This window comes from Schaedlerella arabinosiphila (assembly GCF_003885045.1).
Taxonomy (GTDB): domain Bacteria; phylum Bacillota; class Clostridia; order Lachnospirales; family Lachnospiraceae; genus Schaedlerella; species Schaedlerella arabinosiphila.
Genome location: NZ_RHJS01000002.1, coordinates 1,650,777 through 1,675,686, shown reverse-complemented (window position 1 = coordinate 1,675,686; position 24,910 = coordinate 1,650,777). Strand labels below are relative to the sequence as shown.

At 46.5% G+C, this 24,910-nt stretch carries 21 protein-coding genes and 2 pseudogenes; 5 read left to right on the top strand and 18 right to left on the bottom strand.

The annotated features are described in order from the left end of the window. Nucleotides 1-145 precede the first annotated feature (145 nt). Nucleotides 146-1,597 (top strand): glycosyltransferase, encoded by a 1,452-nt coding sequence (locus tag EBB54_RS08260; RefSeq protein WP_125127069.1) that lies wholly within the window; start codon nucleotides 146-148, stop codon nucleotides 1,595-1,597. A gap of 1 nt (nucleotide 1,598) precedes the next feature. Here EBB54_RS08260 and EBB54_RS08255 read toward each other — a convergent pair whose 3' ends face one another. From EBB54_RS08255 to EBB54_RS08245, 3 genes are all read right to left on the bottom strand, one after another. Further along, nucleotides 1,599-2,384 carry an ABC transporter permease subunit gene (locus EBB54_RS08255; protein ID WP_125127068.1) on the bottom strand — a complete coding sequence of 262 codons (786 nt, stop codon included), beginning with the start codon at nucleotides 2,382-2,384 and terminating at the stop codon, nucleotides 1,599-1,601. Next, complete coding sequence (locus EBB54_RS08250; protein ID WP_125127067.1) at nucleotides 2,381-3,262, bottom strand: ABC transporter ATP-binding protein; 882 nt, start codon at nucleotides 3,260-3,262, stop codon at nucleotides 2,381-2,383. Before EBB54_RS08250 ends, EBB54_RS08255 begins: the two co-directional genes overlap by 4 nt. 67 nt (nucleotides 3,263-3,329) lie before the next feature. After that, nucleotides 3,330-3,938 carry a TetR/AcrR family transcriptional regulator gene (locus tag EBB54_RS08245; protein ID WP_125127066.1) on the bottom strand — a complete coding sequence of 203 codons (609 nt, stop codon included), beginning with the start codon at nucleotides 3,936-3,938 and terminating at the stop codon, nucleotides 3,330-3,332. A 178-nt stretch (nucleotides 3,939-4,116) separates the two neighbouring features. Here EBB54_RS08245 and EBB54_RS08240 point away from each other — a divergent pair. Continuing rightward, nucleotides 4,117-4,806: pseudogene (locus EBB54_RS08240) on the top strand (carboxypeptidase-like regulatory domain-containing protein); the annotation flags it as partial. Between the two features lie 85 nt (nucleotides 4,807-4,891). Here EBB54_RS08240 and EBB54_RS08235 read toward each other — a convergent pair. The 6 genes from EBB54_RS08235 to arfA all read right to left on the bottom strand — a co-directional run bounded on the left by EBB54_RS08235 (nucleotide 4,892) and on the right by arfA (nucleotide 13,306). Then, a complete protein-coding gene (locus EBB54_RS08235; RefSeq protein WP_125127065.1) occupies nucleotides 4,892-6,523 on the bottom strand; it encodes a recombinase family protein in 1,632 nt (543 codons plus the stop codon). Nucleotides 6,524-6,612: 89 nt separating this feature from the next. After that, nucleotides 6,613-6,882: a hypothetical protein gene (locus EBB54_RS08230; RefSeq protein ID WP_125127064.1), complete on the bottom strand. Its 270-nt coding sequence runs from the start codon at nucleotides 6,880-6,882 to the stop codon at nucleotides 6,613-6,615. A 103-nt stretch (nucleotides 6,883-6,985) separates the two neighbouring features. Next, a complete protein-coding gene (locus tag EBB54_RS08225) occupies nucleotides 6,986-8,824 on the bottom strand; it encodes an ABC transporter ATP-binding protein (RefSeq protein ID WP_125127063.1) in 1,839 nt (612 codons plus the stop codon). Beyond that, nucleotides 8,817-11,078, bottom strand: coding sequence for an ABC transporter ATP-binding protein (locus EBB54_RS08220; RefSeq protein ID WP_125127062.1), 2,262 nt, complete (start codon nucleotides 11,076-11,078; stop codon nucleotides 8,817-8,819). Before EBB54_RS08220 ends, EBB54_RS08225 begins: the two co-directional genes overlap by 8 nt. Before the next feature lie 24 nt (nucleotides 11,079-11,102). Beyond that, nucleotides 11,103-11,567: a MarR family winged helix-turn-helix transcriptional regulator gene (locus tag EBB54_RS08215; protein ID WP_125127061.1), complete on the bottom strand. Its 465-nt coding sequence runs from the start codon at nucleotides 11,565-11,567 to the stop codon at nucleotides 11,103-11,105. Nucleotides 11,568-11,794: 227 nt separating this feature from the next. Continuing rightward, entirely contained in the window at nucleotides 11,795-13,306 is a 1,512-nt protein-coding gene (gene arfA / locus EBB54_RS08210; protein WP_125127060.1) for an arabinosylfuranosidase ArfA, read from the bottom strand. A 282-nt stretch (nucleotides 13,307-13,588) separates the two neighbouring features. Between arfA and EBB54_RS08205 the strand changes: the two genes are divergently transcribed. Continuing rightward, complete coding sequence (locus tag EBB54_RS08205) at nucleotides 13,589-13,849, top strand: helix-turn-helix domain-containing protein (RefSeq protein ID WP_125127059.1); 261 nt, start codon at nucleotides 13,589-13,591, stop codon at nucleotides 13,847-13,849. Between the two features lie 122 nt (nucleotides 13,850-13,971). After that, a pseudogene (locus tag EBB54_RS08200) lies at nucleotides 13,972-14,556 on the top strand (peptidoglycan-binding protein); the annotation flags it as partial. A 103-nt stretch (nucleotides 14,557-14,659) separates the two neighbouring features. Here EBB54_RS08200 and EBB54_RS30525 read toward each other — a convergent pair. Continuing rightward, the gene (locus EBB54_RS30525; RefSeq protein ID WP_004079415.1) at nucleotides 14,660-14,836 is read right to left on the bottom strand and encodes a hypothetical protein; all 177 of its coding nucleotides are present in this window, start codon (nucleotides 14,834-14,836) and stop codon (nucleotides 14,660-14,662) included. A gap of 219 nt (nucleotides 14,837-15,055) precedes the next feature. Here EBB54_RS30525 and EBB54_RS08195 point away from each other — a divergent pair, with 219 nt between their 5' ends. After that, on the top strand, nucleotides 15,056-16,273 hold the full coding sequence (locus tag EBB54_RS08195; protein ID WP_125127058.1) for a transglutaminase domain-containing protein: 1,218 nt from the start codon (nucleotides 15,056-15,058) through the stop codon (nucleotides 16,271-16,273). Between the two features lie 124 nt (nucleotides 16,274-16,397). Here the strand turns inward: EBB54_RS08195 and EBB54_RS08190 are convergent, their stop codons facing one another. The 8 genes from EBB54_RS08190 to EBB54_RS08155 form a co-directional block, all read right to left on the bottom strand. Beyond that, on the bottom strand, nucleotides 16,398-17,555 hold the full coding sequence (locus tag EBB54_RS08190; protein WP_148099347.1) for a hypothetical protein: 1,158 nt from the start codon (nucleotides 17,553-17,555) through the stop codon (nucleotides 16,398-16,400). 151 nt (nucleotides 17,556-17,706) lie between these two features. Next, nucleotides 17,707-18,501: a glycosyltransferase family 2 protein gene (locus EBB54_RS08185; protein WP_125127056.1), complete on the bottom strand. Its 795-nt coding sequence runs from the start codon at nucleotides 18,499-18,501 to the stop codon at nucleotides 17,707-17,709. A gap of 168 nt (nucleotides 18,502-18,669) precedes the next feature. Beyond that, nucleotides 18,670-20,103 (bottom strand): hypothetical protein, encoded by a 1,434-nt coding sequence (locus tag EBB54_RS08180; RefSeq protein WP_125127055.1) that lies wholly within the window; start codon nucleotides 20,101-20,103, stop codon nucleotides 18,670-18,672. Further along, a complete protein-coding gene (locus EBB54_RS08175; protein WP_125127054.1) occupies nucleotides 20,096-20,785 on the bottom strand; it encodes a hypothetical protein in 690 nt (229 codons plus the stop codon). Before EBB54_RS08175 ends, EBB54_RS08180 begins: the two co-directional genes overlap by 8 nt. 28 nt (nucleotides 20,786-20,813) lie before the next feature. Then, nucleotides 20,814-21,605 (bottom strand): sugar phosphate isomerase/epimerase family protein, encoded by a 792-nt coding sequence (locus EBB54_RS08170; protein WP_125127053.1) that lies wholly within the window; start codon nucleotides 21,603-21,605, stop codon nucleotides 20,814-20,816. A gap of 6 nt (nucleotides 21,606-21,611) precedes the next feature. Then, nucleotides 21,612-23,447, bottom strand: a complete 1,836-nt coding sequence (locus EBB54_RS08165) for a hypothetical protein (RefSeq protein WP_125127052.1) — start codon at nucleotides 23,445-23,447, stop codon at nucleotides 21,612-21,614. A 29-nt stretch (nucleotides 23,448-23,476) separates the two neighbouring features. Beyond that, on the bottom strand, nucleotides 23,477-23,995 hold the full coding sequence (locus EBB54_RS08160; protein WP_125127051.1) for a hypothetical protein: 519 nt from the start codon (nucleotides 23,993-23,995) through the stop codon (nucleotides 23,477-23,479). Continuing rightward, nucleotides 23,974-24,903 carry an NAD-dependent epimerase/dehydratase family protein gene (locus tag EBB54_RS08155; protein ID WP_125127050.1) on the bottom strand — a complete coding sequence of 310 codons (930 nt, stop codon included), beginning with the start codon at nucleotides 24,901-24,903 and terminating at the stop codon, nucleotides 23,974-23,976. Before EBB54_RS08155 ends, EBB54_RS08160 begins: the two co-directional genes overlap by 22 nt. Nucleotides 24,904-24,910: the final 7 nt, after the last annotated feature.

The window sequence follows — 24,910 nt, the reverse complement described above, 5'->3', positions numbered from 1 at the left end:
ATACACCTCCGCCGTGGCTCTTTATCCCTGCGTATCTTTTATTCTACTATACTTTTCTATGATTCACAACATTGCATTTCGGTATAAATCTGGTACAATATGTATAGTATTTCAAAACAGAATGACTTGAAAGGAGATCACCGCCATGCCCCCAACCGTCACCATCATCGTTCCCATATATAACGCCGAAAAACACCTCCCCCGCTGCATCGACAGCATCCTCAGCCAGGAGTATACGGATTTTGAACTCCTGCTGGTCAACGACGGCAGCACGGATTCCAGCGGCGATATCTGCGACGGCTACGCCGAAAAGGATTCCCGAATCCAGGTGATCCACAAGGAGAACACCGGTGTATCCGACAGCCGGAATCTGGCCATTGACCGGGCACGGGGCACCTACCTTCAATTTCTCGACAGCGACGACTGGATCACGCCGGACGCCACCAAGCTGTTCGTCGGCGCCGCCGAAGAACACCGCTGTGATCTGGTGATCGCGGATTTTTACCGGGTTGTGGGAGAACGGCTGTCCCAGAAAGGGGACATTGAGGAAGATTCCGTGATGACGAGGGAAGCCTTTGCCTCCCACATGATGGAAAATCCCGCGGACTTTTATTACGGCGTACTCTGGAACAAGCTGTACCGCAGGGAGATCGTTGACCGGTATCATCTGCGCATGGACGCGTCCATCAGTTGGTGCGAGGATTTTATGTTCAACCTGGAATATATCCGCCGCGGGGAGGTCTTCTACGCCCTGCAGGCCCCCGTTTACTACTATGTCAAGACAAAAGGCTCCCTTGCCAGCCAGGGCGCAAGTATCACCAACACCGTAAAAATGAAGCTGATGGTGTTCGAATGCTACAATCACTTTTACAAGCAGGTCCTGGACGAAGCAGATTATGAAAAAAAGCGGCTTCAAGTCTACCGCTTTCTTGTGGACGCCGCCGGAGACGGCATGGTTATGCCCTCCATCCTGCCGGGTTCCAAAAAACTGGGGGAGGAGCACACGAAGGTCTGCAGCGAAGCCATCGCCGGGGAAGGGGTTCTTATGGATGTGTACCGGGATAGGAAGCTTCTGGAATATTATCTGGAAACCGCCGCCAAAAAGAACCATCTGACTGTGCTCGAAGCCAGCCTGCTTCTCTGTCTGAGCCAGCCCCACCGGATCACCACCCGGGCAGAGCTGGCCGATTTTGCAAATATTTCCCGCCGGATGCTCTCTCTGGCCCTCCAGAAGCTGTCCGCACGGGGACTGCTCAAGGTGGAGGACATCCGCCGGGCCAGGCCGGTCTCCAAAGGAGAAGGAAACGCAGACAGGGCTTTTGCAGAACAGACTGCCGATCCCCAGGAAATGGATCGCAGTTCCAGATCCCGCCGCAGGCAGATAAAGATCACGCTGCTGCCCGAAGCCGACCCGGTCATCGAGGATCTGGCTGCTGCCCAGAATGACTACGATCATGCCCGCTTCCGGGGCTTTTGCGAGGAGGAGCTGATCCAGTACGCCCATCTATCCGCAAAGATCAAGGAAAATATACAGGCTGTTTTTGCCCGTGTGAGTGAAAGAACCGTGAATAGCAGCGAGTCATTCCCCGCTTCATGAATCACGCAATATCCTTCCTGCAGTATTTCACATATGCGGCCCCGATCCCGGCGGCTCCATATGCCAGCCCAAGCCCCACCAGCCCCCAGTCCAGGCCTACATTTGTCACGATATCCGCCCCTTCTGCGTACCCGAAGGGGGTGATGTATCTCAAGAAATCCGCGCTGTCCGTGATATTTGCGATCAGGTTCAGAAAATACAGGACCGCCGCCGCGCCCAGCCCGATCCCCATGCCCCCGTGCTTTAGGAAGGCGGAAATCCCGAAGCAGACGGCTCCGATCTCCATCTGCAGCAGCAGATAGGCCAGATGTAAAAGGGAGAGTTCCTTCCACGGGATCTCCTCCCCCACCGCCGCAATGGAGCCCATGGAAACAGCATACACCGCCCCGTTCATAAGCCACACCTGCACCATCACTGCAACCAGCTTGTCCGTAACAATAGCCGGACGGCTGACGGGATGAGTCAGAAGAAATTCCGCCGTATGCTCCTTCTCCTCCTTTGCCAGTGCCGACACCCCGCAGAGGGCTGCGAAAAACGCCCCGCCCAGTCCCAGGATGTTTCCGCATTCCACGGCATAGAACCCGGTCAGCGTGCCGAAGCTGACCTGATCCATCCCAAAGGCTTCGGTAAAACTCCCCATGGAAGCAAACAGATCGCCGGCTCCGTCCATCTCTTCCTGCATCTCCGGAAAGATCAGGATACAGACAGCCATCAAAGCCCCCACTGCCAGCGTCCACACTGCCAGGGAAATCCTGTTTTGTCTCAATTCATGCCTGATCATGGTCATGTTTCCTCACCTCCGTCCAGATAATAATGCAGAAAGATTTCCTCCAGATCCGGTTCTGAAATCGTCAGGTCCGTGATCTTCTGCTCCGAAAGAACCCGCAGAAGCGCCTGAATATCGCCGCCATACAAAAAGCTGGCCCCGCTTCCGGTCTGCTGCAGGTCCCGCACTTCTGTCAATGTGGATACCGTAAGCTCCCCCTGGACATGGACCCGTTTTGCGCTGGTCTTTGAGAGGGATTCCACGCTGCCGCAGGCGATCAGCCTGCCTTCCCGGATGATCGCTGCCCTTGTACAGTTCCGCTGGATTTCCGACAGTACATGGGAGGATAAAAAAATGGTGGCTCCCCTGGCATTGCGTTCCTTCAATATCTCAAAAAACTCCCTCTGCATCAGCGGATCCAGCCCGCTGGTGGGCTCATCCAGGATACAAAGCCTGGGCTGATGCTGAAGGGCGCATACGATGGACACCTTTTTCCGGTTTCCAAAGGACAGCTGATGCACCTTTTTTGAAGTGTCCAATCCCAGCCTTCTGCACAGCAGGTCCGCCTCCACGGCGCAGTCCTTTCTGCGCAGCCCGGCGGAAAGCCGGATCACCTCCCCCACCCGCATTCCCGGGTAGAACAGGGCCTCCGAAGGCATATAGCCTGTCTCCATGAGGATGCCGTTTTTTTCCGCTGCAATGTCCTTTCCGAAAATCCGGGCACTGCCGCCGGAGCCCTTGATCAGACCCAGAAGGGTGCGGATCGTCGTACTTTTTCCGGCTCCGTTGGGACCGATAAATCCAAAAAATTCCCCCTCGGAAACCGCCAGGTCCAATCCCACGATCCCCCTTGCTTTCCCATAAAACTTGGTCAGCCCTTTCATCTCAATCGCATTCACCGTATATCTCCCCTTTCGAATCGAATTCCTTTTCCCACGAAAAAGCAACCGAGCATAAATATCTTTGTTATTCTCTCAGATAGATCTTTTTCCAAAATTCGATCATCTTTGTAAAATCTTCTTCCAGCTTTTTGGCGTCCATCTCATCCTTCTGCATAAATTCCCAGAGATACCCCAGCGACGCCAGATACATTTCCTGATACATCATCGAAATGTCGATCCCTTCCCGGAACTGTTCCGGATTCAGGTTGATCAGGGTGATGTTGGCTTTGATGTCTTTATACCTTTTGTAGCTCTCCTGGATCTCCTCTCCCACATCCGGGTCCCGCTCATAAAAGACCTTCACCGCAAAGCGTCCCATATCGGGGCAGCGGGCCATGATCCCGATTTTTGCCTGCATCCCCCGGTAAATCATCTCAAACAGGTCTGTCTGCTCGTAGCATCTGTATTTCTTCAGATACTCGATCGTCACCTCTGCACAGTGTTCCCACAGGAACAGGTACAGTTCCTTCTTATTGCGGAAATAATGGAACAGCAGCGATTTGCTGATCCCTGCCTCCGCCGCGATCTCGCCCATAGGGCTTTTCTTATAAGAATTTCGGGAAAACACGCGGTATCCGGCATTGATGATCTTCTGCTGCTTTTCCTCCGGCAGCGAAAAAAATTTATCGTTCATAAGGATTTCCTCTCTTGTTACCATTGACCGTTCCGGTTAATATCCATTATATCCCGTTGACCGTTTTTGAGAAGACCTGTTTTGTATTTTCTGCACATGTACACAATCACCCCCGAACTGCATATATTTTATATAGAACATTTTTTAAACAGGGGGTACTATGGTTTATATTAAGGCAATGCAGGAAAATTCGGAAAATGACGCGGCCATGCGCAATCAGATTGAAAAAGGGCGGCTGCAGATCAACGTCACATCGGATGTGGACTCCTACCCGGTATCTGATGCCGTGATCTCCGTGTCCTACACCGGAGTACCGGACAGTACGCTTGAAGAGCTGAATACGGACAGTTCCGGGCAAACGGAGCAGATTGAACTGAACGCGCCGCCGCTGGAATACAGCCTGAACCCGTCCATCGAAGCCCAGCCCTACGCGGAGTATACATTGGACGTGCGGGCGCCCGGATTTGAGCCGGTGAGCATCTCCGGGGCGGAAATCCTGCCAGATGTCACGGCCATCCAGAACATCCGGCTTCGTCCCGCGGTGCCGGAGGATACGGGGGAGGAGGTCTTTGTCATCCCCGCCCATACGCTGTACGGGGAATACCCTCCGAAAATCGCGGAGGATGAGATCAAGCCCACCAACGAATCCGGGGAGATCGTCTTAAGCCGGGTGGTCGTACCGGAATATATCGTGGTGCATGACGGCTCTCCCCGGGATACTACGGCACAGAATTACTATGTGAAGTACCGTGATTATATCAAAAATGTGGCCTCCTCGGAAATCTATGCCACCTGGCCTGATGCATCCATCCGGGCAAATGTGCTGGCCATCATGTCCTTTACCCTGAACCGGGTATATACGGAATGGTAGCGGAATCACCGCTGATTCGTGGGCGCATTTTTTCCTTCTGAAACGGCCCCATGGCCGTCATGGGATGCCCTCCGGGTATGTTTCATCGAAATCGGAACCGGATCACGATCTGCTCCTGCGTCACCTGAATCCTTTCCGCCAGTTTTGAAACCAGTACCCGGTGCGTATCCGGATCTGCCTCCTGAAAAATCTGCTGCCAGGAGGGAATTTTCTTTTTGATCTCCTCCCATGCTTCATCGGTTTCTTCCGACTCCATCCCTTTGATCCGTGCTTCTTTTTCCCGGATGGCCTGTTCCTTCTCCGCCGTTTTTTTCCGGTGCTTCCGGATGGCCTCTGCCAGCTCTTCCATGGTCAATGCAAAGTCTCCTGCCATTGCTGCCGGGATACTGTCCTCCAGTGCTTCCATCCCTTTCAGAAGCTTCCCCCATTCCTCCTGTTCCCTTCGCAGCTCTGCTTCCTCTGCCATTTTCCGTTTCTTTCGATTTTCCAAAACCGCCTGGGCCGCATCCTCCTCTCCCAGCAGCCTGGCAATGTATTCCCCAAGGCATTGGAACACCGCCTTTTCGATCTTCCCTGCGTGAAATCTCGCTTTGGGGTGGCCGCTTTCAGACAGCCCATGCCGGCATTGGTACATGGGAGTTCTGGACGACCGCTTTTCTCCGGTTCCTTTGAGGGTCCAGTAATGGTACCTGCTTCCGTTTGTCAGCTTTCTGCCGCAGTACCCGCAGTACGCCGCATCCAGCAGCGGCAGGCCGCCGGCATTTCTTCGGATCACAGGAGCCGCCTGGTCTTCCGGCTTTCTTCTGTACCGGTCAGACCTGCGCTTTCTTTTTTCCTGCACCCGGTTCCACACTTCTTCGTCGATGATCCGAAGCTCCTGATTGGGCGTTTCTGCCCTGATCCAGTCCTTCTGATCCAGACGGTGGTATTTTCCGTTGACCCGTTCCCTGCGCTTGTACGCGGTATAGCCCGCATACACGGGATTGGTGAGGATGCTGGTGATCGTCCCGGCCTTCCAGATGTCCCGCGGTGCAAGCCCCCTGTAATATGCATCTGCATTCAGTAATTTTGCGATTGTTACAGAACCGTATTCCTGATTCAAAGATAGAGAATAGATGTGCCTGATTGTCTCCGCCTGCCGGGGAATGATCTTTAAGCGGTGCAGGGCGCGCCCGTGCTTGCTCAGTTCCCCGGATAATACAAGCTCATAACCGTAAGGCGCCGCCCCGCCCATGAATTTCCCCTTCTGCACCAGCTTCTGGGCGGTGTCCTTTACCCGCATCCCGGTATCCGAGCTGCTTTTCTGGGCGTTTCCATAGCGCAGGGCCAGCAGCATCTGGCCCATGATATCGTCCGCCTCCGGGCTGATGCATCCGTCCTTCACCGTATAGACGTCTACCCCAAAACGTTTCAGGGCCATGATGTAGGCGCCCATCTCCCACATACGCCTGCCTACCCGGTCGTCCTTGTACGCCGCAAGGATGTCGTATTCCCGATTTTTCGCATCCTCCAGCGCTTCTTTGAGTGTTTCTCTCTTGCACAGGGCATTTTTGTATCCGCTGGTGCTTCCCTCAAAATATTCCTTTTCATCCGCTGTCCAGTCTTCATGCCCCCGGATGTATTCCATGACGATCTGCCTCTGGACCGACAGATCCCCGTCCGCCTCCAACTGCTGGTGGGAGCTTACCCGCAGCAGCATCCTAACACGTTTCACAGACGTTTCGCTCCCCTTTTTGTTCCTGTTTTCCTAATATCTATTTCCGAAATGCCTGTCATATTCCTTCTTTGTTATCCGATGGTTTTTTAAACAGGCGGTTCCATGATGTTCAGCAGCACGCCGGTCAGGATTTCCCGGATCTCCTGTCTGACCTGTTCCCTGTCCTCTGACGTCCTGCCGCTGTTTTTTTTGTCCTGGGTCCATTCCCGCCCGGCGGGAAACTCCAGGATCACATGCATCCCTTCCGCCCAGGTACAAACCTGCTCATACTCGTTTCGGCACATAGATTCGTCCCCGATTCCTTGTGTGGTTCGTCTTTCTACTATCCATATATCGGAAAGCCGGAATTTATTCATTCTTTTCCACCTGTATGGATGAGTCGGTTGGAGGCTCTTTAGAGCATCCAACCGTACAGGTGGCATTTTTTCTAAAACCGGATCCTCCTGTACCGGATCATTATTACGCCGTCTTCTCAAACTGCGAATTATACAATTCCGCATAGAATCCGTCTTTTGCGATCAGTTCCTCATGGGTGCCCTGCTCCACGATGTCCCCGTCCTTCATCACCAGGATCAGATCCGCGTCCCGGATGGTGGAGAGCCGGTGGGCGATCACAAAGCTGGTCCTGCCCTTCATCAGCGTATCCATCGCCTTCTGGATCTGGATCTCTGTCCGGGTGTCCACGGAGCTGGTGGCCTCATCCAATATCAGGATCTTCGGATCCGCCAGGATGGCCCTGGCAATGGTCAGAAGCTGCTTCTGCCCCTGGGACACATTGGTGGCTTCCTCATTGAGTTCCATGTCATACCCGCCCGGCAGGGTCTGGACAAACCGGTGCACCCTGGCCGCCTTCGCCGCCGCGGTCACTTCTTCGTCCGAGGCATCCAGCTTTCCGTAGCGGATATTGTCCCGGATGCTGCCGTGGAACAGCCAGGTGTCCTGCAGTACCATCCCGAACATCATACGCAGCTCGCTGCGGTTAAAATCCTTTACATTATGGCCGTCAATGAGGATGGCCCCGCTGTTCACGTCATAGAACCGCATCAGCAGCTTGATCATGGTGGTCTTTCCCGCTCCGGTGGGGCCTACAATGGCAATCTTCTGGCCTTCGTTGATATTTGCGGAAAAGTCGTTGATGATGATCTTATCCGGGTTGTAGCCGAAATGCACATGGGAAAATTCCACATTTCCCCGGAGTCCGTCCACGGATACGGGATTCGGCACGGTCTGGTCCTCCTCCTCTTCCTCCAGAAATTCAAACACACGCTCTGACGCCGCCGCGGTGGACTGCAGCATATTGGCCACCTGCGCCACCTGCTGGATTGGCTGGGTAAAATTCCGCACATACTGGGTAAAGGACTGGATATCCCCCACCTCAATGGCTTTCCTTATGGCCAGGTAGCCGCCCAGGATGGCCACCCCCGCATACCCCAGGTTTCCTACAAACTGCATGATTGGCATCATCATCCCGGACAGGAACTGGGATTTCCACGCAGAATCATAAAGCTTCCGGTTGGTTTCCTCGAAGGCCTCTATGGTCTCCTCTTCCTTGTTGAACGCCTTGATGATATTGTGGCCGGAATAGACCTCCTCCACCTGGCCGTTTACATTTCCAAGAAATTCCTGCTGTCCCCGGAAATACTTCTGGGATTTTGCCATGATCAGGGAAATCATGGACACGGAAATCGGCAGCATCAGAAGCGCAACCAAAGTCATCAGCGGGCTGATGGACAGCATCATGATCAGCACGCCCACCATCTGAGTCACCGAGGTGATCATCTGGGTGGCGCTCTGGTTCAGGCTCTGCCCCAGGGTATCCACGTCGTTGGTCACCCGGGAAAGCACCTCCCCGTAAGTCATTTTGTCAAAGTAACGCATGGGCATCCGGCTGATCTTTTCCGAGATCGCCTTTCGGAAACGGTAGGTCGTCTTCTGGGAGATCCCGGTCATGATATAGCCCTGGATAAAGGAAAATACCGCGCTCACCCCATAGAGCCCCAGGGTCAGCAAAAGGATTCTGCCGATCTTTTCGAAATCCATGCCGCCGGTTCCGGACACCTTGCTTACCAGTCCGTTGAAGATCTCCGTCGTCGCTTTTCCCAGGATCTTGGGGCCCAGGATATTGAAGATCGTTCCCCCTACCGCGAAGACCAGCACAAACAGCATCTGGATTTTATAGACGCTCATATAGCGGACCAGCTTTCTGATGGTGCCCTTGAAATCCTTCGCTTTTTCTCCGGGCCCCATCCCATGGCCGTGCCCCCGTCCCATGGGGCCTCTTCTCTGCTCTCTACTCATGGTCTTTCTCCTCCTTCCCGGAATAGATTCCCGTCTGTCTCAGCTCCTGTTCCGACAATTGGGATTCCGCGATCTGGCGGTATACCCCGCAGGTTTTCAGCAGCTCCTCATGGGTGCCGATGCCGGCTGCCTCCCCGTCGTCCAGTACAAGGATCTGGTCCGCATGTAGGATCGTGCTGATCCGCTGCGCCACAATCAGTACCGTGCTGTGTTCTGTCTTTTCCCTCAGTGCTTTCCGCAGGGTCACGTCGGTCTTGTAATCCAGCGCGGAAAAGCTGTCGTCAAAGATAAACACGTCCGGGTGCTTTGCCACCGCCCTTGCGATGGACAGACGCTGCTTCTGTCCCCCGGATACATTTGCCCCGCCCTGTGAAATGGGGCTTTCATAGCCATTAGGTTTTTCTTCGATAAAAGCCGCGGCCTGGGCGATCTCCGCCGCTTCCCTCATCTCCTTGTCTGAGCCGTCCGGATTGCCGAACAGAATATTGGAGCCGATGGTCCCGGAGAACAGCACCCCTTTCTGGGGCACATAGCCCAGCCTTTCCCGCAGGTCGAGCTGTCGGATCTCCCGGATATCCAGGCCGTCCAGCGTGATGGAGCCTTCCGTCACATCGTAAAACCGGGGAATCAGATTGACCAGGGTGGATTTTCCGCTTCCGGTGCTTCCGATGATGGCCGTAGTCTCCCCCGGCCTGGCCGTAAATGTAATGTCGTGGAGCACGTCTTCGTCCGCCCCCGGATACCGGAAGGATACATGGTCGAAGCGCAGCACCCCTTCTGTGTGTTTCGGAAGCTGCTTCGGCTCTTCGGGGTCGTGGATCAACGTCTCGCTGGTCAGGATCTCATCCACACGCTCCGCCGCAACGGCCGCCCTGGGCAGCATGATGGAGATCATGCAAAGCATCAGGAAGCTCATGATGATCTGCATGGTATACTGGATAAACGCCATCATATCCCCGACCTGCATCTGCCCGTCCCCGATCCCGTGGGCTCCGGTCCAGATGATCAGGACGGAAACGCCGTTCATGATGAGCATCATCATAGGCATCATAAAGGTCATGGCCCGGTTGACAAACAAATTCGTCCTGGTCAGGTCCTGGTTTGCCGCGTCAAACCGCTTTTCTTCGTGCTTCTCCGTACTGAACGCCCGGATCACCGAGAGCCCGGTGAGTATCTCCCTTGTCACCAGGTTCAGCCGGTCTACCAGCTTCTGCATGATCTTGAATTTGGGCATCGCAACCGTAAAGAGCAGCAGGATCACCAGCCCGATCAGGAGCACTGCCAGCCCGATGATCCAGGACATGGACACATTGGTCCGAAATACCTGGTAAATCCCTCCCGCCGCCAGGATGGGCGCATACAAGACCATGCGCAGCAGCATGACGATGAGCATCTGGATCTGCTGGATGTCATTGGTGCTTCTGGTGATCAGGGATGCGGTGGAAAACTGGTCAAACTCGTTGCTGGAAAAGCCCACCACTCTGCGAAATACCTTTCCCCGCAGGTCACGCCCGGACGCGGCTCCCGCCCTGGATGCCAAAAGCCCTGCAAGAACGCTGGCCAGCATCCCTAAAAAAGCCAGACCGACCATCCTGGCCCCGGTTTCCACAAGATAACCAAGCTGCATCCCGTCCAGATCCATGCCCAGATCCTCATAAGCGGTCTTTACATATGAAATGGCGGCCTGCTCCCGGATCGTATCCGGCATTTCCGTTATCTGACCCTCTATCTCCTCCAGCATCCGTGTTACCTGCTCCTGGGGGATCATGCCCAGAATATCGAAAATATCTGCCCCTTCAGGCAGCATTTCCGCAGGAATTCCGGCCGTGATCTGTTGCTGGATCTGTTCTGTAACATCGTTACCGGAAGAAAAGCCCTGGATGAGCATCATGGGGAGGCTCATAACCTCTGAAAGCCGGTCATAGGCACTGCCCTCCTCTTTTGCCTCTTCCAGAATCCCGTCCTTTAGGATGTATGCCTCTTTCCCATAGACGGATGCATCCTCCTCATAGGCGTCCATAACCGTCTCCCGGTCCTTCGGGTCGGGAAGGAAGGTCAGAATCCGTTCCATCCCTTCCCTGGAAACGGCCTTCGGAACCGATTCGCTGATCCCGCCCTGCTGGATGCCCACATTGACAATGTCCGAGGTGTAGGCCGGCAGGGACAAATCGCAGTATGCCTGCACAATCAGGATCAGAAAAACCAGGAACACCGTTTTTCGGTACATTCCCATATATTGAAATAGTTTTCGCATCGTTGGTCTCCTTTCACAAGTCAGTTACATCGGCGGGTGCAGCCCTGAAAGCCCCTGCCCCTCCATCAGATTATCCCGAACCTGCATGAACAGCCGCTTTAGCAGCAATGTCTCTTCCATGCTCATCCCCTGAAACGCCATCTCTTCCATCTCCTTGCCTACCTTGCAGATCTGGTCAAGACACGCCTTCCCCTTGTCCGTAACGCACAGCCGCAGTACCCGCTGGTCCTTATCGTCCGGCTTGCGGCGGATGTACCCCAGCTTCTCCATCTTCTGAATGGCAGAGGTGATGGTGGGGGGCGTCAGGTTCATCTTCTCTGAAAGCTCCCTCTGGGAGAGCTCCCCTTCTTTGTTCAATATAAATAATATGCCCGCATGGCCCGGCTTTAAATCATGTTTTCCAAACATCTGCTTCGCCAGGCAATTGCTCAGATGGGTCACCTGGCCCAGCACCCCCAGAGTCTGCATATGATTCAATTCCTTATTCATACGATCTCTCCTTTTTAGTTAGACGTCTAACGGATATTTTATGGTTATTTACAATATTTGTCAACATATCTTTTTGTATTTCAGAATTGTTTTATACTTTTTAGCTAAAATTTAGTTTGATATCAAATCAAATATTCAATACAGGAAACCTGCCGCCAGAAGCTTTTTTGCATACGATGTCATCAAAAAAGGGGCTGTCGCAAAACAGCCCTCTTTTTTTCCGGTTCCTATTTTTTCCCGAACCGGATCACATTCCAGGAAGCCTTTTTCAGAACCAGCTCCGCCATCTGCCCATCCATCCTGACCTCCTTATCCCGAACGGGTTTTACATTTTCTTCATAGATTGAGTTTTCCGCCTTCAGGTCTTCGGAAACCAGTTCGATCTTTTCCAGTATCCCGTACCCTTCAAAGCTTCTGAGATCCATATGTATCTGCTGGTCCTCCTCCAGGTTTCGGTTCACCGCAAAGACCGTAAGCTCCTCCTCTTCCTCCCGGAAAACCGCCACGCTGACCACATCCGTCACCGCCCCGTGCCTGCTGGTCTCATGTACCGGAGTGTCAAGGATCGTCTGGATGACCTCTCCCCGGCCATACATGGACGCGTGCAGGAATGGGTAAAAGATGGTCTGTTTCCACACCCCGCCCTGGGGATCGGTCATGATCGGCGCAATCACATTGACAAGCTGCGCCAGACATGCGATCTTCACCCGGTCCGCATGCTTTAGTAGCGTGATCAGCATCAGCCCCACCACCAGCGCGTCCTCAAAATTATAGTGATCCTCCAAAAGGCGGGGGCCGATCTGCCATGGATGGTTCTGCATGATATCCACCTCCTGGTCTTTGGAGTGATACCACACATTCCACTCGTCAAAGCTGAGATGGATATTCCTTCTGCTGCGCTTCTTGGCTTTTACGAAATCGCAGACCGACACCACCGTATGGATAAATTCCTCCATATCGTCCGAAAGGGCGAGAAAATCCGCGCTGTCCCCGGCTTCGTTTCCGTAATACTGGTGCAGGGAAATGTAGTCTACATAATCATAGCTGCATTCCAGCGTGGTAGCTTCCCACTGCGGAAATGTAGGCATCCCCATGAAGGAGCTGCCGCAGGTCACCAGTTCGATGGAGGGGTCCATCAGCTTCATAGCTTTGGCGGTTTCCTCCGAAAGCCTTCCGTATTCCTGCATGTTCTTGTGGCCGATCTGCCACTCCCCGTCCATCTCATTTCCCAGGCACCAAAGCTTGATGTTATAGGGATGCTCTGCGCCGTGCTTCCTCCTTAAGTCGCTGTATTTTGTTCCGGAGGGATGGTTGCAGTATTCCAGAAGATTGCATGCGTCCTTAGTCCCCCTGGTTCCCAGGTTCACCGCCATCATCACATCCGTACCTGCTTTGGCCGCCCATTTTGTAAATTCTCCCAGCCCGAAGGTATTGGGCTCCAGACTCCTCCAGGCCAGATCCAGCCGTGCCCGGCGTTCACTGACCGGCCCGACACCATCCTCCCAGAAATAATTGGATACATAATTTCCGCCCGGATAACGCACAACCGGAACCCTTAGTTCCCTCACCAGCTCCAGTACGTCCTGCCGGAAGCCCTCCTCGTCCGCGCTTGCATGGCCGGGCTGGTAGATTCCTCCGTATACCGCCCTTCCAAGGTGCTCGATGAAGGAGCCGAAGATCCGTTTGTCCACCTGTGAAATCCTGTACGCCTTGTCTATGGTCATCTTTGTTTTTCTCATGTTCTCATTCCTCCTAAAGTCGTGTCCGGGACTGTGCTTTCCTTCATTATATGAAAAAACGGTTTTCATTTCAATAAAAACGAGAAGATGTTGAGTATTTCCTGTTGGTTTCTGCTGCGGTATCATCCAATTAGGGGCGGGAAAAGGCTGTTTTCGGGCTAATCATATACACAGGAAGAATAAACAGCAGCACGTCTCATTTTTACAACCTTCCTTCTATAAGATCGCTAGTAAAATCATGAAAAAGTGCTGAAAGTGAGACGTGTAAAAGGAGGAGTTATCATGCCGAAACCAAGAACACAGACAGGAGAAAAAAATCTTGTCAGCAAACATCTGATCGAACTTCGAAGGAAAAGCAATTATTCTCAGCGCGACCTGGCTTACCGGCTTCAGCTTGCAGGATATGATATGGATAAAAATGTGATCACAAGAATTGAGACGAACAAACGTTATGTCACAGACCTGGAGTTGAAAGCTCTGAAAGAGATTTTCCAGGTGTCTTACGATTATCTGATCGAAGGAACCACAGACCCGGAGAAATGAAATTAACTCAGAGATAGAATTGACCCCTTTTGCCCTTTTCCCGCATCCACCAGGCAGCCATCGAATTTTCAGCCCCGGCGGCGCCGGATATGCCCTCTATGGAATGAGCGGCGGTTTCGGGGTACCGAAACAGAGGCTACGACTTTACAATCACCTCTTCCACTGCCTTCGACCACAAATGGATTCCGGAACGGAATTATTTTAATACCATCTCCGCCATCGTGGATGAACTTTTCGCCAACTATCTGTCACGGCCCAACGTCCGGCAGCCCATCCTGACCCAGTACTGCGACGGGCAGCGGGTGTCCTGTCCCAACTGGATGCAGCAGTGGGGTTCCATGTCCCTGGGAGAACAGGGCTATTCCGCGATTGAGATCCTGCGGTATTATTACGGGGACAACATGTACATCAACACCGCCCAGGAAGTCTCCGGAGTCCCCTCCTCCTGGCCCGGTTATGTCCTGGAAAACGGTTCCAGCGGTGATAAAGTCCGTCAGATCCAGGAACAGATCAATGTGATCGCCGGAGCATATCCTGCCATTCCAAAAATCCAGGTGGATGGACGGTACGGCCCCGCGACTGCCGAAGCTGTCCGGGTGTTCCAGTCTGTTTTCGGGCTTCCTCAGACAGGTACGGTAGATTACCGTACCTGGTATAAAATATCAGAGATCTATGTAGGTGTATCCCGGATTGCCGAACTGACCTGAAAAATCCTGTCTACACCGAAAAGATGGGCTCCGCCGCAGTTTTTCTGATTCCCGTGCCGTGCAGTACAAGATACGGCACGGGATTGTCCGGCGGAGAAAAAGTCTACTCTGCCAAAGAGTAAATCTTCAGAGCCTCCTTACGCTCATCCAGATCCATTTTCACAAAATCCGTAAATTCAATATTCACGCGGTACATCGGCTGTCCGCAGCAAACGGCCCGTGCCTGATTGTTTGTATAATGGTATCTTTTGCATTTTATGCAGTAAAAAACATGCATCATTTGTATCACCTCGCAATAACATAAAAAAAATGAGGATATGTGGATAATCTTCAAAAAATTTGAAAAAACTACCACATAAATATAGAATATAACCAAAAAATGCGTTTGTCAATCGGCAGTTCGAAATACGCGGGAGATTGCCGGGGGAGATGTAAGAGATGGTTTACTTTTTTGAAAAGAGACTGTATAATTGAAGCAGAAAATCACAAAGGAGCCGCAATGAAAAGGAAGAAAAAAAAGCCGATTTTCCCACTGGTCTTTCTACTGCTGGTCTGTGTCGGGTTTTGCATATGGGGCGCCAGGGAAGCCGCAACCATTTATTTTCAAAAACTGCCGGAAAATGTCAGTGCAATCAAGAATGTCGTCACCCGGACAATGGAAGAATCCATCCCGTTTTCCGAAATCGTCATTGATGAGTCCGAGGTCGCTTCGGGCTTCTATTATCAGTTGTTAAGCGACGGGCAGCAGCTGGTCTATAAGGAAATCCTGCAGGCCGTACGGACGCAGGCCGAGAGCTTTTATATCCATACCGGGAATACAGAGGAATTTTCCATGGTCTACGAGTATCTCCTCTACGACCGCCCGGAGATCTTCTGGTGCACGGGCGGAACCCAGATCACCAGTTATACCGATTATTCCGAAGTCCGCCCGGTCTATATCTGCCTGGGCGAGGAGCTGCAGCAGCGCTCGGCGCAGATCGAAGCTGCCGCGAATGCCTGCTTAGCCGGCATTGCAATGGATGCCCCGGAGTATGACAAGATCCGTTACATTTTTGAATATCTGGTAAATACCGTGGATTACAACTTAGACGCGCCGGACAACCAGAATATTTACAGTTCCCTGGTAAACCGGGTATCCGTCTGCGCAGGCTATTCCCGCGCCGCCCAGTTCCTCCTCCAGAGACTTGGCATCGAATGCATTTACGCCATTGGGACAATCCCCCAGCAGGGCCCCCATGCCTGGAATATTGTAAAATGCAACGGACAATATTACCACATGGATGTGACCTTCGGCGATCCGGTTTTCCAACAGGGAGAAAGCGGGGTAAATATCCCTCTGGACAGCATCAACTACGGATATCTGTGCTGCGCGGATTCCGAGATCTACCGCAGCCATACTTCCGAGCCTGGTATCCCCTATCCGGAATGTCCTTCCATGGATCTGGATTATTATGTACTGAACGGAATGTTTTATGAAGGCTATGACAGCTATGCAATGCTGCTCAATATGAATCAGTCCGTCTATGAGAGAAGGCCCTCCTTTTCCTGCAAATTTGCCTATTACGACCTCTATCTCCAGGCACACGACGATATCATCAACAACGTAATCCCACAGGCCGCCCAGACCCTGGCGGTGAACTACGGGCTGGATACGGTGTGGTATACTTATGTGGAAGATCCGATGATGTCGGTGATTACGGTGTATTGGGGGTATTGATGGGAATGAGGGGGGCGGCTGTAGTTGTGTGAAGTTGGGGATAGGAAATAAGAAAGATAAAGGCCAGGATCATACGTTCAAATCCGTAATCCTGGCCGGTGTTTATGACATCAAAATGGCGATTTTAGAAAATATTAAACAGTGAATTACTATAAATATTTACAGTATCAACTGTTAATTCTGACGGAAGAACAATATCTATAGAAACATCTATAGTCCTATTGTTAACAGAGGAGATGGTTAATTCTCCATTAGCAGTAAATTGAGTATTTTGTGTCGTTAAGATTCTACATGTTATAGGAATTGCTTTATCTAATCCACTTGAAGGCGCTGTAGTAAATCCGGTATTTACAGTTGCAACGTTATCAAGTTTTATTCTTGAAGTGGTAGGTTGTTTACCTGCTCCGTATTGTATAGCCATAATCTGATTATAAATCCCTGAACTTTTAAAATATAAGTTCATGTTATTTTGGCACATATATTGGGAATAATTAGTAATTTCCCCGTCAGTCCATGTCGAAGTCCAAGTGTAGGGGGTTAATCTTTGTACATCACATCTATTATATAAGATGGCAGTAACAAGATGTTTAGCAAGTTCGTCAGTACCCTCGCTAATTGGATGAACCATATCTTCATTAAATAAAGTAATATCATTCATTACACATTGAGAGTTTTCTATGAATTGTCCACCATGCTCCACACAATTAGCATATGCACAAAGAGTAACATATGCATTTGCATAATAGGGAGAATTAAATTTTTTACTAAAAAATCCCACTTTAACTTTAGCATTTGGATAAACTTGCTTCGCATAGTCAATGAATGCTTTTATATTATTATTAATGCTATCATATGTCTGTCCATTTTGGTCATTAGCCCCACCAACTGTATAAATATCCGTTATGGAGTTTTTGTCGCCAGACCAATCAGAGATTAAATCTCGAAACGTTACTTCTGTAGTAGTTGGATTAAACCCTGATCCATTTTTTTGAACGATAGAATAGTCAGTTCCATTTACAAGCCCTAATGAATTACATGCTCTTGTAACAAAATTGTCATCTAAAACAGCACCATAGCTATCCATCACAAATAAATATTTTTTAATAACAGGTTGTAACGAGCTACTTCCGTTTTCAATTTCTGTACTATCTTTTGTTGTTGGCTTAATTTGTTTTCTTAACTGTTCAACATCTGCTCCTCCATTAGGATTCTTAAAAATTTTGGCACTAGCACGCCCCCCCCCAAATATACTTCCCGATTGCCGTATTAACTTTATTTCCATTTCTAGTATTTGCACGATAAATCACATCATTAGTAAGACAAAAACAGCCTACCGTACTCAGGATAATCAAGAATAACAATATCCAAAGCCATTGTATGAAATGTAATGTCCTTCCGTTTTTCCGAAATTTAGTAAACAAAATACCCCTCCCCTACTTTGGTTTATATGCCCCGAATGCATTCTGAATAAGGATTTTCATTAGCTCAGCATTCCCCTTAAAGAAACGAATCTTCGTGGGTATCTTTCCAGTTTGAGGATATGCTCTGGTAACCGGGATTTCACAGGCGTTCATCCCAATCTGGGTTGCCCTGACTGAAAGATAGGCCAGTAATTCGTATGTCATAAATATATTTCTGAACGGCTGCACACGCTCATCCAGCAAATATCTTGCAGAATATGCTCTGTAAGCATTTGTCGTATCGGTAAACTTCCGATGGGCTGTTAATGAGATGATCGGAGCATGGATCAATCTCACTGATACAGTGCGGATAAACGGTGTATTAATTGCTTTACCGCCTTTTACAAATCTGGACCCCTGAACCAGATCATACCCCTCTTCCAGCTTCTCGATAAACCGAGGGACATCTTCTATACTGTCCTTGTTGTTTCCATCAATGGTTATAATGCCTTTATATCCTCTCTGCAATGCCCACCAAATCCCCATACGGAGCTGGGCACCCTGCCTGCCTATATCTTGTTTTACGAGAAGTGTATTTACCTTTAGCTTGCACAGCATATTTTCTTCTGTACATCCGTCTGTTGAACCACCGTCGCAGATTACAATATCCGCATATTCTGGTACATTATTCCCGCAGGCACGCTCCAGTTCTTTAACGATTCTTTCACCCTCGTTAATAATTGGAATCAGAATAACATAGTTTTTAGATTTCTCTTCGTACTCGTTACATTCGAAGCGTGGGACGCCCATCTGTCTTTCATAAACCATGCAATCACTCTCCTTTTTTATACTTTGTGAAACGGCCGAATGGCCATGATGGGGTGCCCTTGGGTATACCCTGTAAAACAGCCGAATCGCCATATTCTGAGCATTCTTATTTCCGTGGTAGTTCTTCCATCACGGTATAAATGCTATTACAATGTACTTCCTTCAGATTCACAGATTTCTGTATATTTTAGTAATCTCATGGACAATACTATATATACATATCTGTACATATCCAAAATACCAAAGGACGTAGTTTATACTTGTATGAATATATGAGTGTGATTTTGCCAGCAGAAACCACGATACAGATGTTAGAAAAAAGACAACATACATTGTCAAAAGCTCTGTATTCATTTCCCCTTTCTTAAACTCATATCCGAAAATGCATAATGGTAAAATACATATTAAAGGGAACAAATTTCCATTGATACCTGTTACTATTTGTGTCGGGAAACGAAAATATTTGCAATATACTTCCCAGACAGATGCATTCAATGATTCCCAATATACAGCATCAAAATCATTCAAATTAGTTCCATAAGTCCTACGCAATACATCCTCTTCAAAAATATTTTTAATTCCCTCTACAATATTTCCCTCTCCTCTTAATTGTGCATGAATGCATAGAGCAACCGTAAATCCAATCAATGCAAAACTTCCAATCATTACCATTGTTTTCAGTAAAAGAACTGATTGCTTCTTATTCCTTTGGCGTAAAGCCAGTATAAAATCTGTAAGTAAAAATGCAATAAGCCCCATCATAATAGAAGAAATATACTCATATCCACAAAGACATTTTCCGGTGACAGCAATTAATGTTAAAATATAACTTATAACCCTATATTTTTTTTGATTAATCTTCCACGCACAAAATAAACCCACAGCCATGGGAATAAACCATGTAAATTCAACCCAATATAAATTCTTTGCGAAATTGACAATCCATGGAGACAGCCAAAAAGTCACAAAAAAGCATCCGGCAAAGATTTTATTGTATTTCAATGAGGCCAAAAACACAATTAAGGTCAATATGGTTGCTGTTGCAATACAACACAAAAGATGCAGATTCTCAATGACCTGATTCTCATCCATATATCTTGCCAAGTGCCTGAAAATTTTCCCTTGCAGTCCATACTGGCTTTTATATGCAGTAATCCTGCTTACTGGCATCCTGGTATGATTCGTATCAAAAAAAACAGCATCATTTAAGCTGCCATTCTTTGCATAAGAAAGCTTTTCACTGCTGTTCAAATATATACGAATATTGGTTCCATTATCGTCCACACGTATGATCCGATAAATATCACCATTAGCAAATTGCATATAGTTTCCTGCTACAGCTACTTCTCTACTATATATGTTAGAGTTAATTATGATTATTTTTTCTGATCTTGAATAGCCATTTAGCCAGTTATCATCTGTAATATAAGTTAATCCATATGATAGGAAGGTCCCTTTTAAATTATAATATACTCCCAGTCCAAACCCCCTTTCATCATCATCCCTGAAGTATACTCCATCCTGCTCGGCATAAATAGTCCCCGTGACCAGACTTTCACTGAATTCCTGAAAATTAGTAAATCCTACATTTTGATTATCCATAGAATTGTACATATAATTCCATGTTAAGACAGAAATTAAAAAAATACCCCCCCCCCGATAAAATAAAACAGTTTTTTAATTTACCGGTCATAAAATAACTATATAGAAACATCCATACAGAAATAATAAACATAATGATAATGATCTTATTTTGAAATGTAAATGTAGATTTTGCATATGCATATGATATCAGTATATTTCCAGTAACCGTTTCATCTGAAAGATAATCTTTTTTTACATTTTGCAAATGTGGTATACTTGTACAGTCAACTGCTGAAATTTTTAAGATATACTCTTTATCTTTTTTTAGTTTTGCGTCTGTATATACTTTATACCACGATGCGTCACGAACCTTGCTCAAATCTACAGAAATTGTGTCTAATACTTTCTTATTATCTAATATAGTCAAAATGATATTTCCGCTATTATCGCTAGGTTGATTAACCAGATATATTTCGAACCCGGATAAATATCTTTTCTTTGGTGTAAAAGACATCTTGTAGTCATCGTCCTCCAATGATACCGTATCAAGAAAATCATTTTCGTCTATTTGTCCGCAATCTATTGCATCAGTAAAATAACCATGTCTGAAGCCATCTATTGGACCTATATAAACGATAATCATTATCATAATTATTGTGATCGCAATGGCTCCTATTTTATTTTTATTCTCCGAGAACATAATTTATCTCCTTTAGCAAATTTGTATATTACCCAAATATGTTCTTTACATACCTCATTTGCTTATCTATGATCTGTATATCATCTAATTTACCTATTTCTATAGAAACAAATCCTCGGTATACTTCTGCCTCCAAAACTTTTTTCAGTTCCGTATGAAGTTTCCTTTCCACAATAATCTTAAGCCCAGGTTCACTGATATGAACATGATTAATCAAATCAACCTTCCCAATCAGATGAGTAACAGATTCCTGATTCTGAATCATTGTTCCAACATCAAGATTTAGTAAAAAGCCTCTGGAGTTAACTTTTTCAATTAATTCCAGTGCTGACAATGTATCATTAATATAATTTGTGTTATATATTTTTGGATTCGCTTCCATTCCTATCACAGTGCTATGATCTGCCGCATACTCCCCAATTTCTCTAAAAAATGTTACACCAATCTCCAAATCTGCTCCTTCTGGGAATTTTCGATTGTAGGGACATCCAAATACAAGATTTTTGCAATTAATCTCTTTTGCAAAATCAATCGCCTTCTTTGTATATTTAATGAGAATCTGACGTTCTTCTCTGGTTCCAAAAATCTTCTCCTGTCTGCCAAACCAAATTGACTGCATAGAAGGCACTGTAAATCCATATTTCTTCCTCAGTTTTTCACTCCATATTCCAGCCTCCTCTTTTTTTTCATAAGGAGTTTTCGGAAACACTCTGGTAGGAGCAATTTCTAAACCGGAAAATTGATATTTTTTCATCAATGTATATACTGAATCATCCAGTTCACTTCCCCAAGCTATATTTGAAATAGATAAATCCGCCATTTTTATTCATAACCGCCTTTCCCCAGCATTTTCAACAATTACTATTGTTAGTAGAATCACACCCATATTTAATAAATTGAATGGCCAAAAATATCTAAACTCTGCCCATCCAGTTGATAACAACAAACTTATAATGTGTCCTGCCAGGGGGAGAATAATAACCCAATATTTTCCTGCTCCCTTTTTTATTAATAAAAATATACCTGCAGTAAGACCTATAAATGTAAATAAACCACATCTCCATTCGATTGCGGAAATCCACTGTGAAGTAGCTGTATATGTTAATACAGAGGATGCAGCCGTATATAGACTTACATACTTTCTTTCAGGATAATTTTCATTCCATGTCTCAACTCCATCCATGGCTTCTGTATAATTTATACAGCCTAAAATCGTATCCTCCCCCGCATAGATATCCCAAAATGCATCTACTCGGTCTATAATTGCCCGCATCATCATAATCGGATTTTTAAGAAATGTATCAACATAATTAAAAACAAACTCTTTTACTCCAACATTCAAATCCATGGATTGGTTTGACCATGTAGGGTTATAAGAGTATTCAGCATTATTGTAATCAGTCATTCTATTTATCATTTGAAAAGTACTTGCAGATACTTCACCTCCGGCATAATATACACCTAAAATGTCTTGCCCCAAACCTACATACATTCCATGTTTTCCAGTATCTTGAACTTCAAAATAATTATATACTGGTCCTTTTATCGTAAGGATTAATGCAAAACTAATTGCTAATGCTGCTAAAAGCCTGATATTTTTTCTTAAAATAAATACAAGTGGAATTGTAATAATTATAAAAGATACCACTCCGTTCTTTCTATAGAGACATACTCCGACTAAGGCAACAATTATCTCCAAATATATATACCATTTACATTTATACTTTTCAAAATCAATACTTATTTTTGCTATGATAATCAGCGCCCAAAATAAGGATAACGTATATGGAATATCTTTCCATATAGTATTGATATGAATAATATTTCCGGCATTAAATCCTGTAAATAATATTACTGCTATCAGTATTGATTCTCGTATTCCCTTTTTACGTAGATATAGTATCAGCTCCAAGACTACATAGATCCAGAAAAAATATTGTACTATTATTATAGAATATGTAGAATTCCACACTTTTTCGATAATACTTAATATCATACAGTAAAATGCTGGATGCCAGTCCGCCATTCCCTGCAAATTCTGTGCGTTTGTAACCATTGTGACTACTGTATCCATTGAGGATATTCCAGGATTATAAGCAAATAAAATATATACTGCAGGTAATAAAAGAATAAGTACAGAGGCAGCCACAAATTTCCATGTTTTCATTTTAGGGATACTTGTAAAGGAATACAAACATACTTTTTCCATGTAATACAAAATACTTTGTACAACAGGAATGAACCAAAATATTGTACAAACAAAGACAAATAATCCAGCAACTGTAAGCTTTATAGATAATGGATAAATCCATATTCTCTGTCCAACTAACGCAAATGCTGCATATACATACAATAATATAATTAATACTTTTTTCCACGTATAATCAATTAAGGAACTTATATACTCTATTTTCTTAGTGTAATTGACAGTAGAAATCAGAGAAATAATATATAAGATCACTCTTGTCGGCGCTTGGAATTCAATTCCACTGCCAGCGAGAATAACTGCACATCCAATCAGCTCGAGAACTGTTACAAGAATCTGTGGCTTCACTTGCTGTAATAAGTAGTCCTTTCCTCTTCCTAAAACACTTACAATTGAGTCAAAGTAGTATAATCCAGCAAATAATAACATCCATAAAAATCCCCAAAGTGAAACCATGACTAGACGATCTGCTACACTGGGATATCTCAGATATCCATAGTTAACAGCAATTTGCCCATCAATATTTCCCCCCCCCGATCCTTTCCGTATGATTCTATTATCTCAGGTGCATATGCATTTTTTACAACTAACAGCTCTGGAATCTGAGTGCAGTCTTCCGTAGCTGAAACTACCATCTTATATTCCTTACCCGGGGATATTTCAGTATTAATAAATACTTTTTTCCACCCCCAGTTATTTATATTTGACAAAGAAATGTTAGTCTGATATATAAGTTTTTCATCGGAGTATATGCTCAAAACAACTGATCCTGCTTTGTCGTCTGCAATATTAGTAAACACAAACTCTAAGCTGTTCAATCTATCTTGATTACTAGAAAAAATCTGAACCGCATCTTTGCAGAGAATACTCGATGTATTGATTAAGTCATATTCTCCTGAAGTGTAATACTCCTTATCTACTTCTCCTCTGAATACGATGTATCCTATTCTTAGAGATATTACGACTGTTATGATTACCAGTATTACCTTTTTCCACTTTTCCATCGTTCTTCAAACTCCTTTATACTCTCCAAGACATCCTTTTTATGATAAATATATTGTTTCTCCCCTCCAAACAATTCCGCATGGATTGTTTTATAATCATAATTCGCCGGTATTCCACCCAACTTGTTTACGAACTTCTCTCCTGTCAGATATTCATACACTTCACCTGCGGATACAGGCTCGGTTGCCGGATGCCACACCGTTATACCTGCTTCCAAGGCAAGCTGCATATCTGCCCACAGTCTTTCAAGGTTATAAAATTGGTAGATACTTCTGCTGTCAGTAAAATTCAAAGCAGAAAATCCGAGCTTTCTAAAGCAATCTTTCAAGTATTCCCTGTCCTTCTCAGATACATTCACCTTATAAAAACCATTATTCTGAAGCTGATAATACCGTTTCAATTCCGGATTCTTTGAATTTAATTCTTCAAATTTCTCTACCTTAAGCATATACGGAATAATATTCATATAATCATATATAAAATTCTTCTTAATATTCTTGCCGTAGATTCCCGGTAATCTGATAATCAATGCATCCGGATACCTGTCGCGAACCCATATCTCCAACTGATATCTGTTATATCCATAAGCATGAAGTCCCTCTGTATTAATCACAGAATTTTCATCCACATCGTTTGGAATTTTGAAAACATCTATTGTGGAAATTAATACCAGCTTTCTGGGATTGATTTTTTGAATATTTTCCTCTGCCTGAATAATCAACTCCATATCCTTTTTCGGATCATTATTGGCCAGATACTTTTCGGCTCTCAAGCCCGCATATACAAGCAGATCCGGATTCGTTCCATATGCATCTTCTATATTTTTTGAATTATATACTGCATCAAAATCTCCGGAAGCATAAATATTGCTTCCAACAAAACCTGTATATCCAACTAATGCTTTCATAATTCAC

Bases quoted from the DNA above. Each gene is read 5' to 3' on its own strand.
- EBB54_RS08260 (WP_125127069.1), top strand. From the start codon at position 146: ATGCCCCCAACCGTCACCATCATCGTTCCCATATATAACGCCGAAAAA.
- EBB54_RS08255 (WP_125127068.1), bottom strand. From the start codon at position 2,384: ATGACCATGATCAGGCATGAATTGAGACAAAACAGGATTTCCCTGGCA.
- EBB54_RS08245 (WP_125127066.1), bottom strand. From the start codon at position 3,938: ATGAACGATAAATTTTTTTCGCTGCCGGAGGAAAAGCAGCAGAAGATC.
- EBB54_RS08230 (WP_125127064.1), bottom strand. From the start codon at position 6,882: ATGAATAAATTCCGGCTTTCCGATATATGGATAGTAGAAAGACGAACC.
- EBB54_RS08225 (WP_125127063.1), bottom strand. From the start codon at position 8,824: ATGAGTAGAGAGCAGAGAAGAGGCCCCATGGGACGGGGGCACGGCCAT.
- EBB54_RS08220 (WP_125127062.1), bottom strand. From the start codon at position 11,078: ATGCGAAAACTATTTCAATATATGGGAATGTACCGAAAAACGGTGTTC.
- EBB54_RS08215 (WP_125127061.1), bottom strand. From the start codon at position 11,567: ATGAATAAGGAATTGAATCATATGCAGACTCTGGGGGTGCTGGGCCAG.
- arfA (WP_125127060.1), bottom strand. From the start codon at position 13,306: ATGAGAAAAACAAAGATGACCATAGACAAGGCGTACAGGATTTCACAG.
- EBB54_RS08205 (WP_125127059.1), top strand. From the start codon at position 13,589: ATGCCGAAACCAAGAACACAGACAGGAGAAAAAAATCTTGTCAGCAAA.
- EBB54_RS30525 (WP_004079415.1), bottom strand. From the start codon at position 14,836: ATGATGCATGTTTTTTACTGCATAAAATGCAAAAGATACCATTATACA.
- EBB54_RS08195 (WP_125127058.1), top strand. From the start codon at position 15,056: ATGAAAAGGAAGAAAAAAAAGCCGATTTTCCCACTGGTCTTTCTACTG.
- EBB54_RS08190 (WP_148099347.1), bottom strand. From the start codon at position 17,555: ATGGAAATAAAGTTAATACGGCAATCGGGAAGTATATTTGGGGGGGGG.
- EBB54_RS08185 (WP_125127056.1), bottom strand. From the start codon at position 18,501: ATGGTTTATGAAAGACAGATGGGCGTCCCACGCTTCGAATGTAACGAG.
- EBB54_RS08180 (WP_125127055.1), bottom strand. From the start codon at position 20,103: ATGGATAATCAAAATGTAGGATTTACTAATTTTCAGGAATTCAGTGAA.
- EBB54_RS08175 (WP_125127054.1), bottom strand. From the start codon at position 20,785: ATGTTCTCGGAGAATAAAAATAAAATAGGAGCCATTGCGATCACAATA.
- EBB54_RS08170 (WP_125127053.1), bottom strand. From the start codon at position 21,605: ATGGCGGATTTATCTATTTCAAATATAGCTTGGGGAAGTGAACTGGAT.
- EBB54_RS08165 (WP_125127052.1), bottom strand. From the start codon at position 23,447: ATGGTTTCACTTTGGGGATTTTTATGGATGTTATTATTTGCTGGATTA.
- EBB54_RS08160 (WP_125127051.1), bottom strand. From the start codon at position 23,995: ATGGAAAAGTGGAAAAAGGTAATACTGGTAATCATAACAGTCGTAATA.
- EBB54_RS08155 (WP_125127050.1), bottom strand. From the start codon at position 24,903: ATGAAAGCATTAGTTGGATATACAGGTTTTGTTGGAAGCAATATTTAT.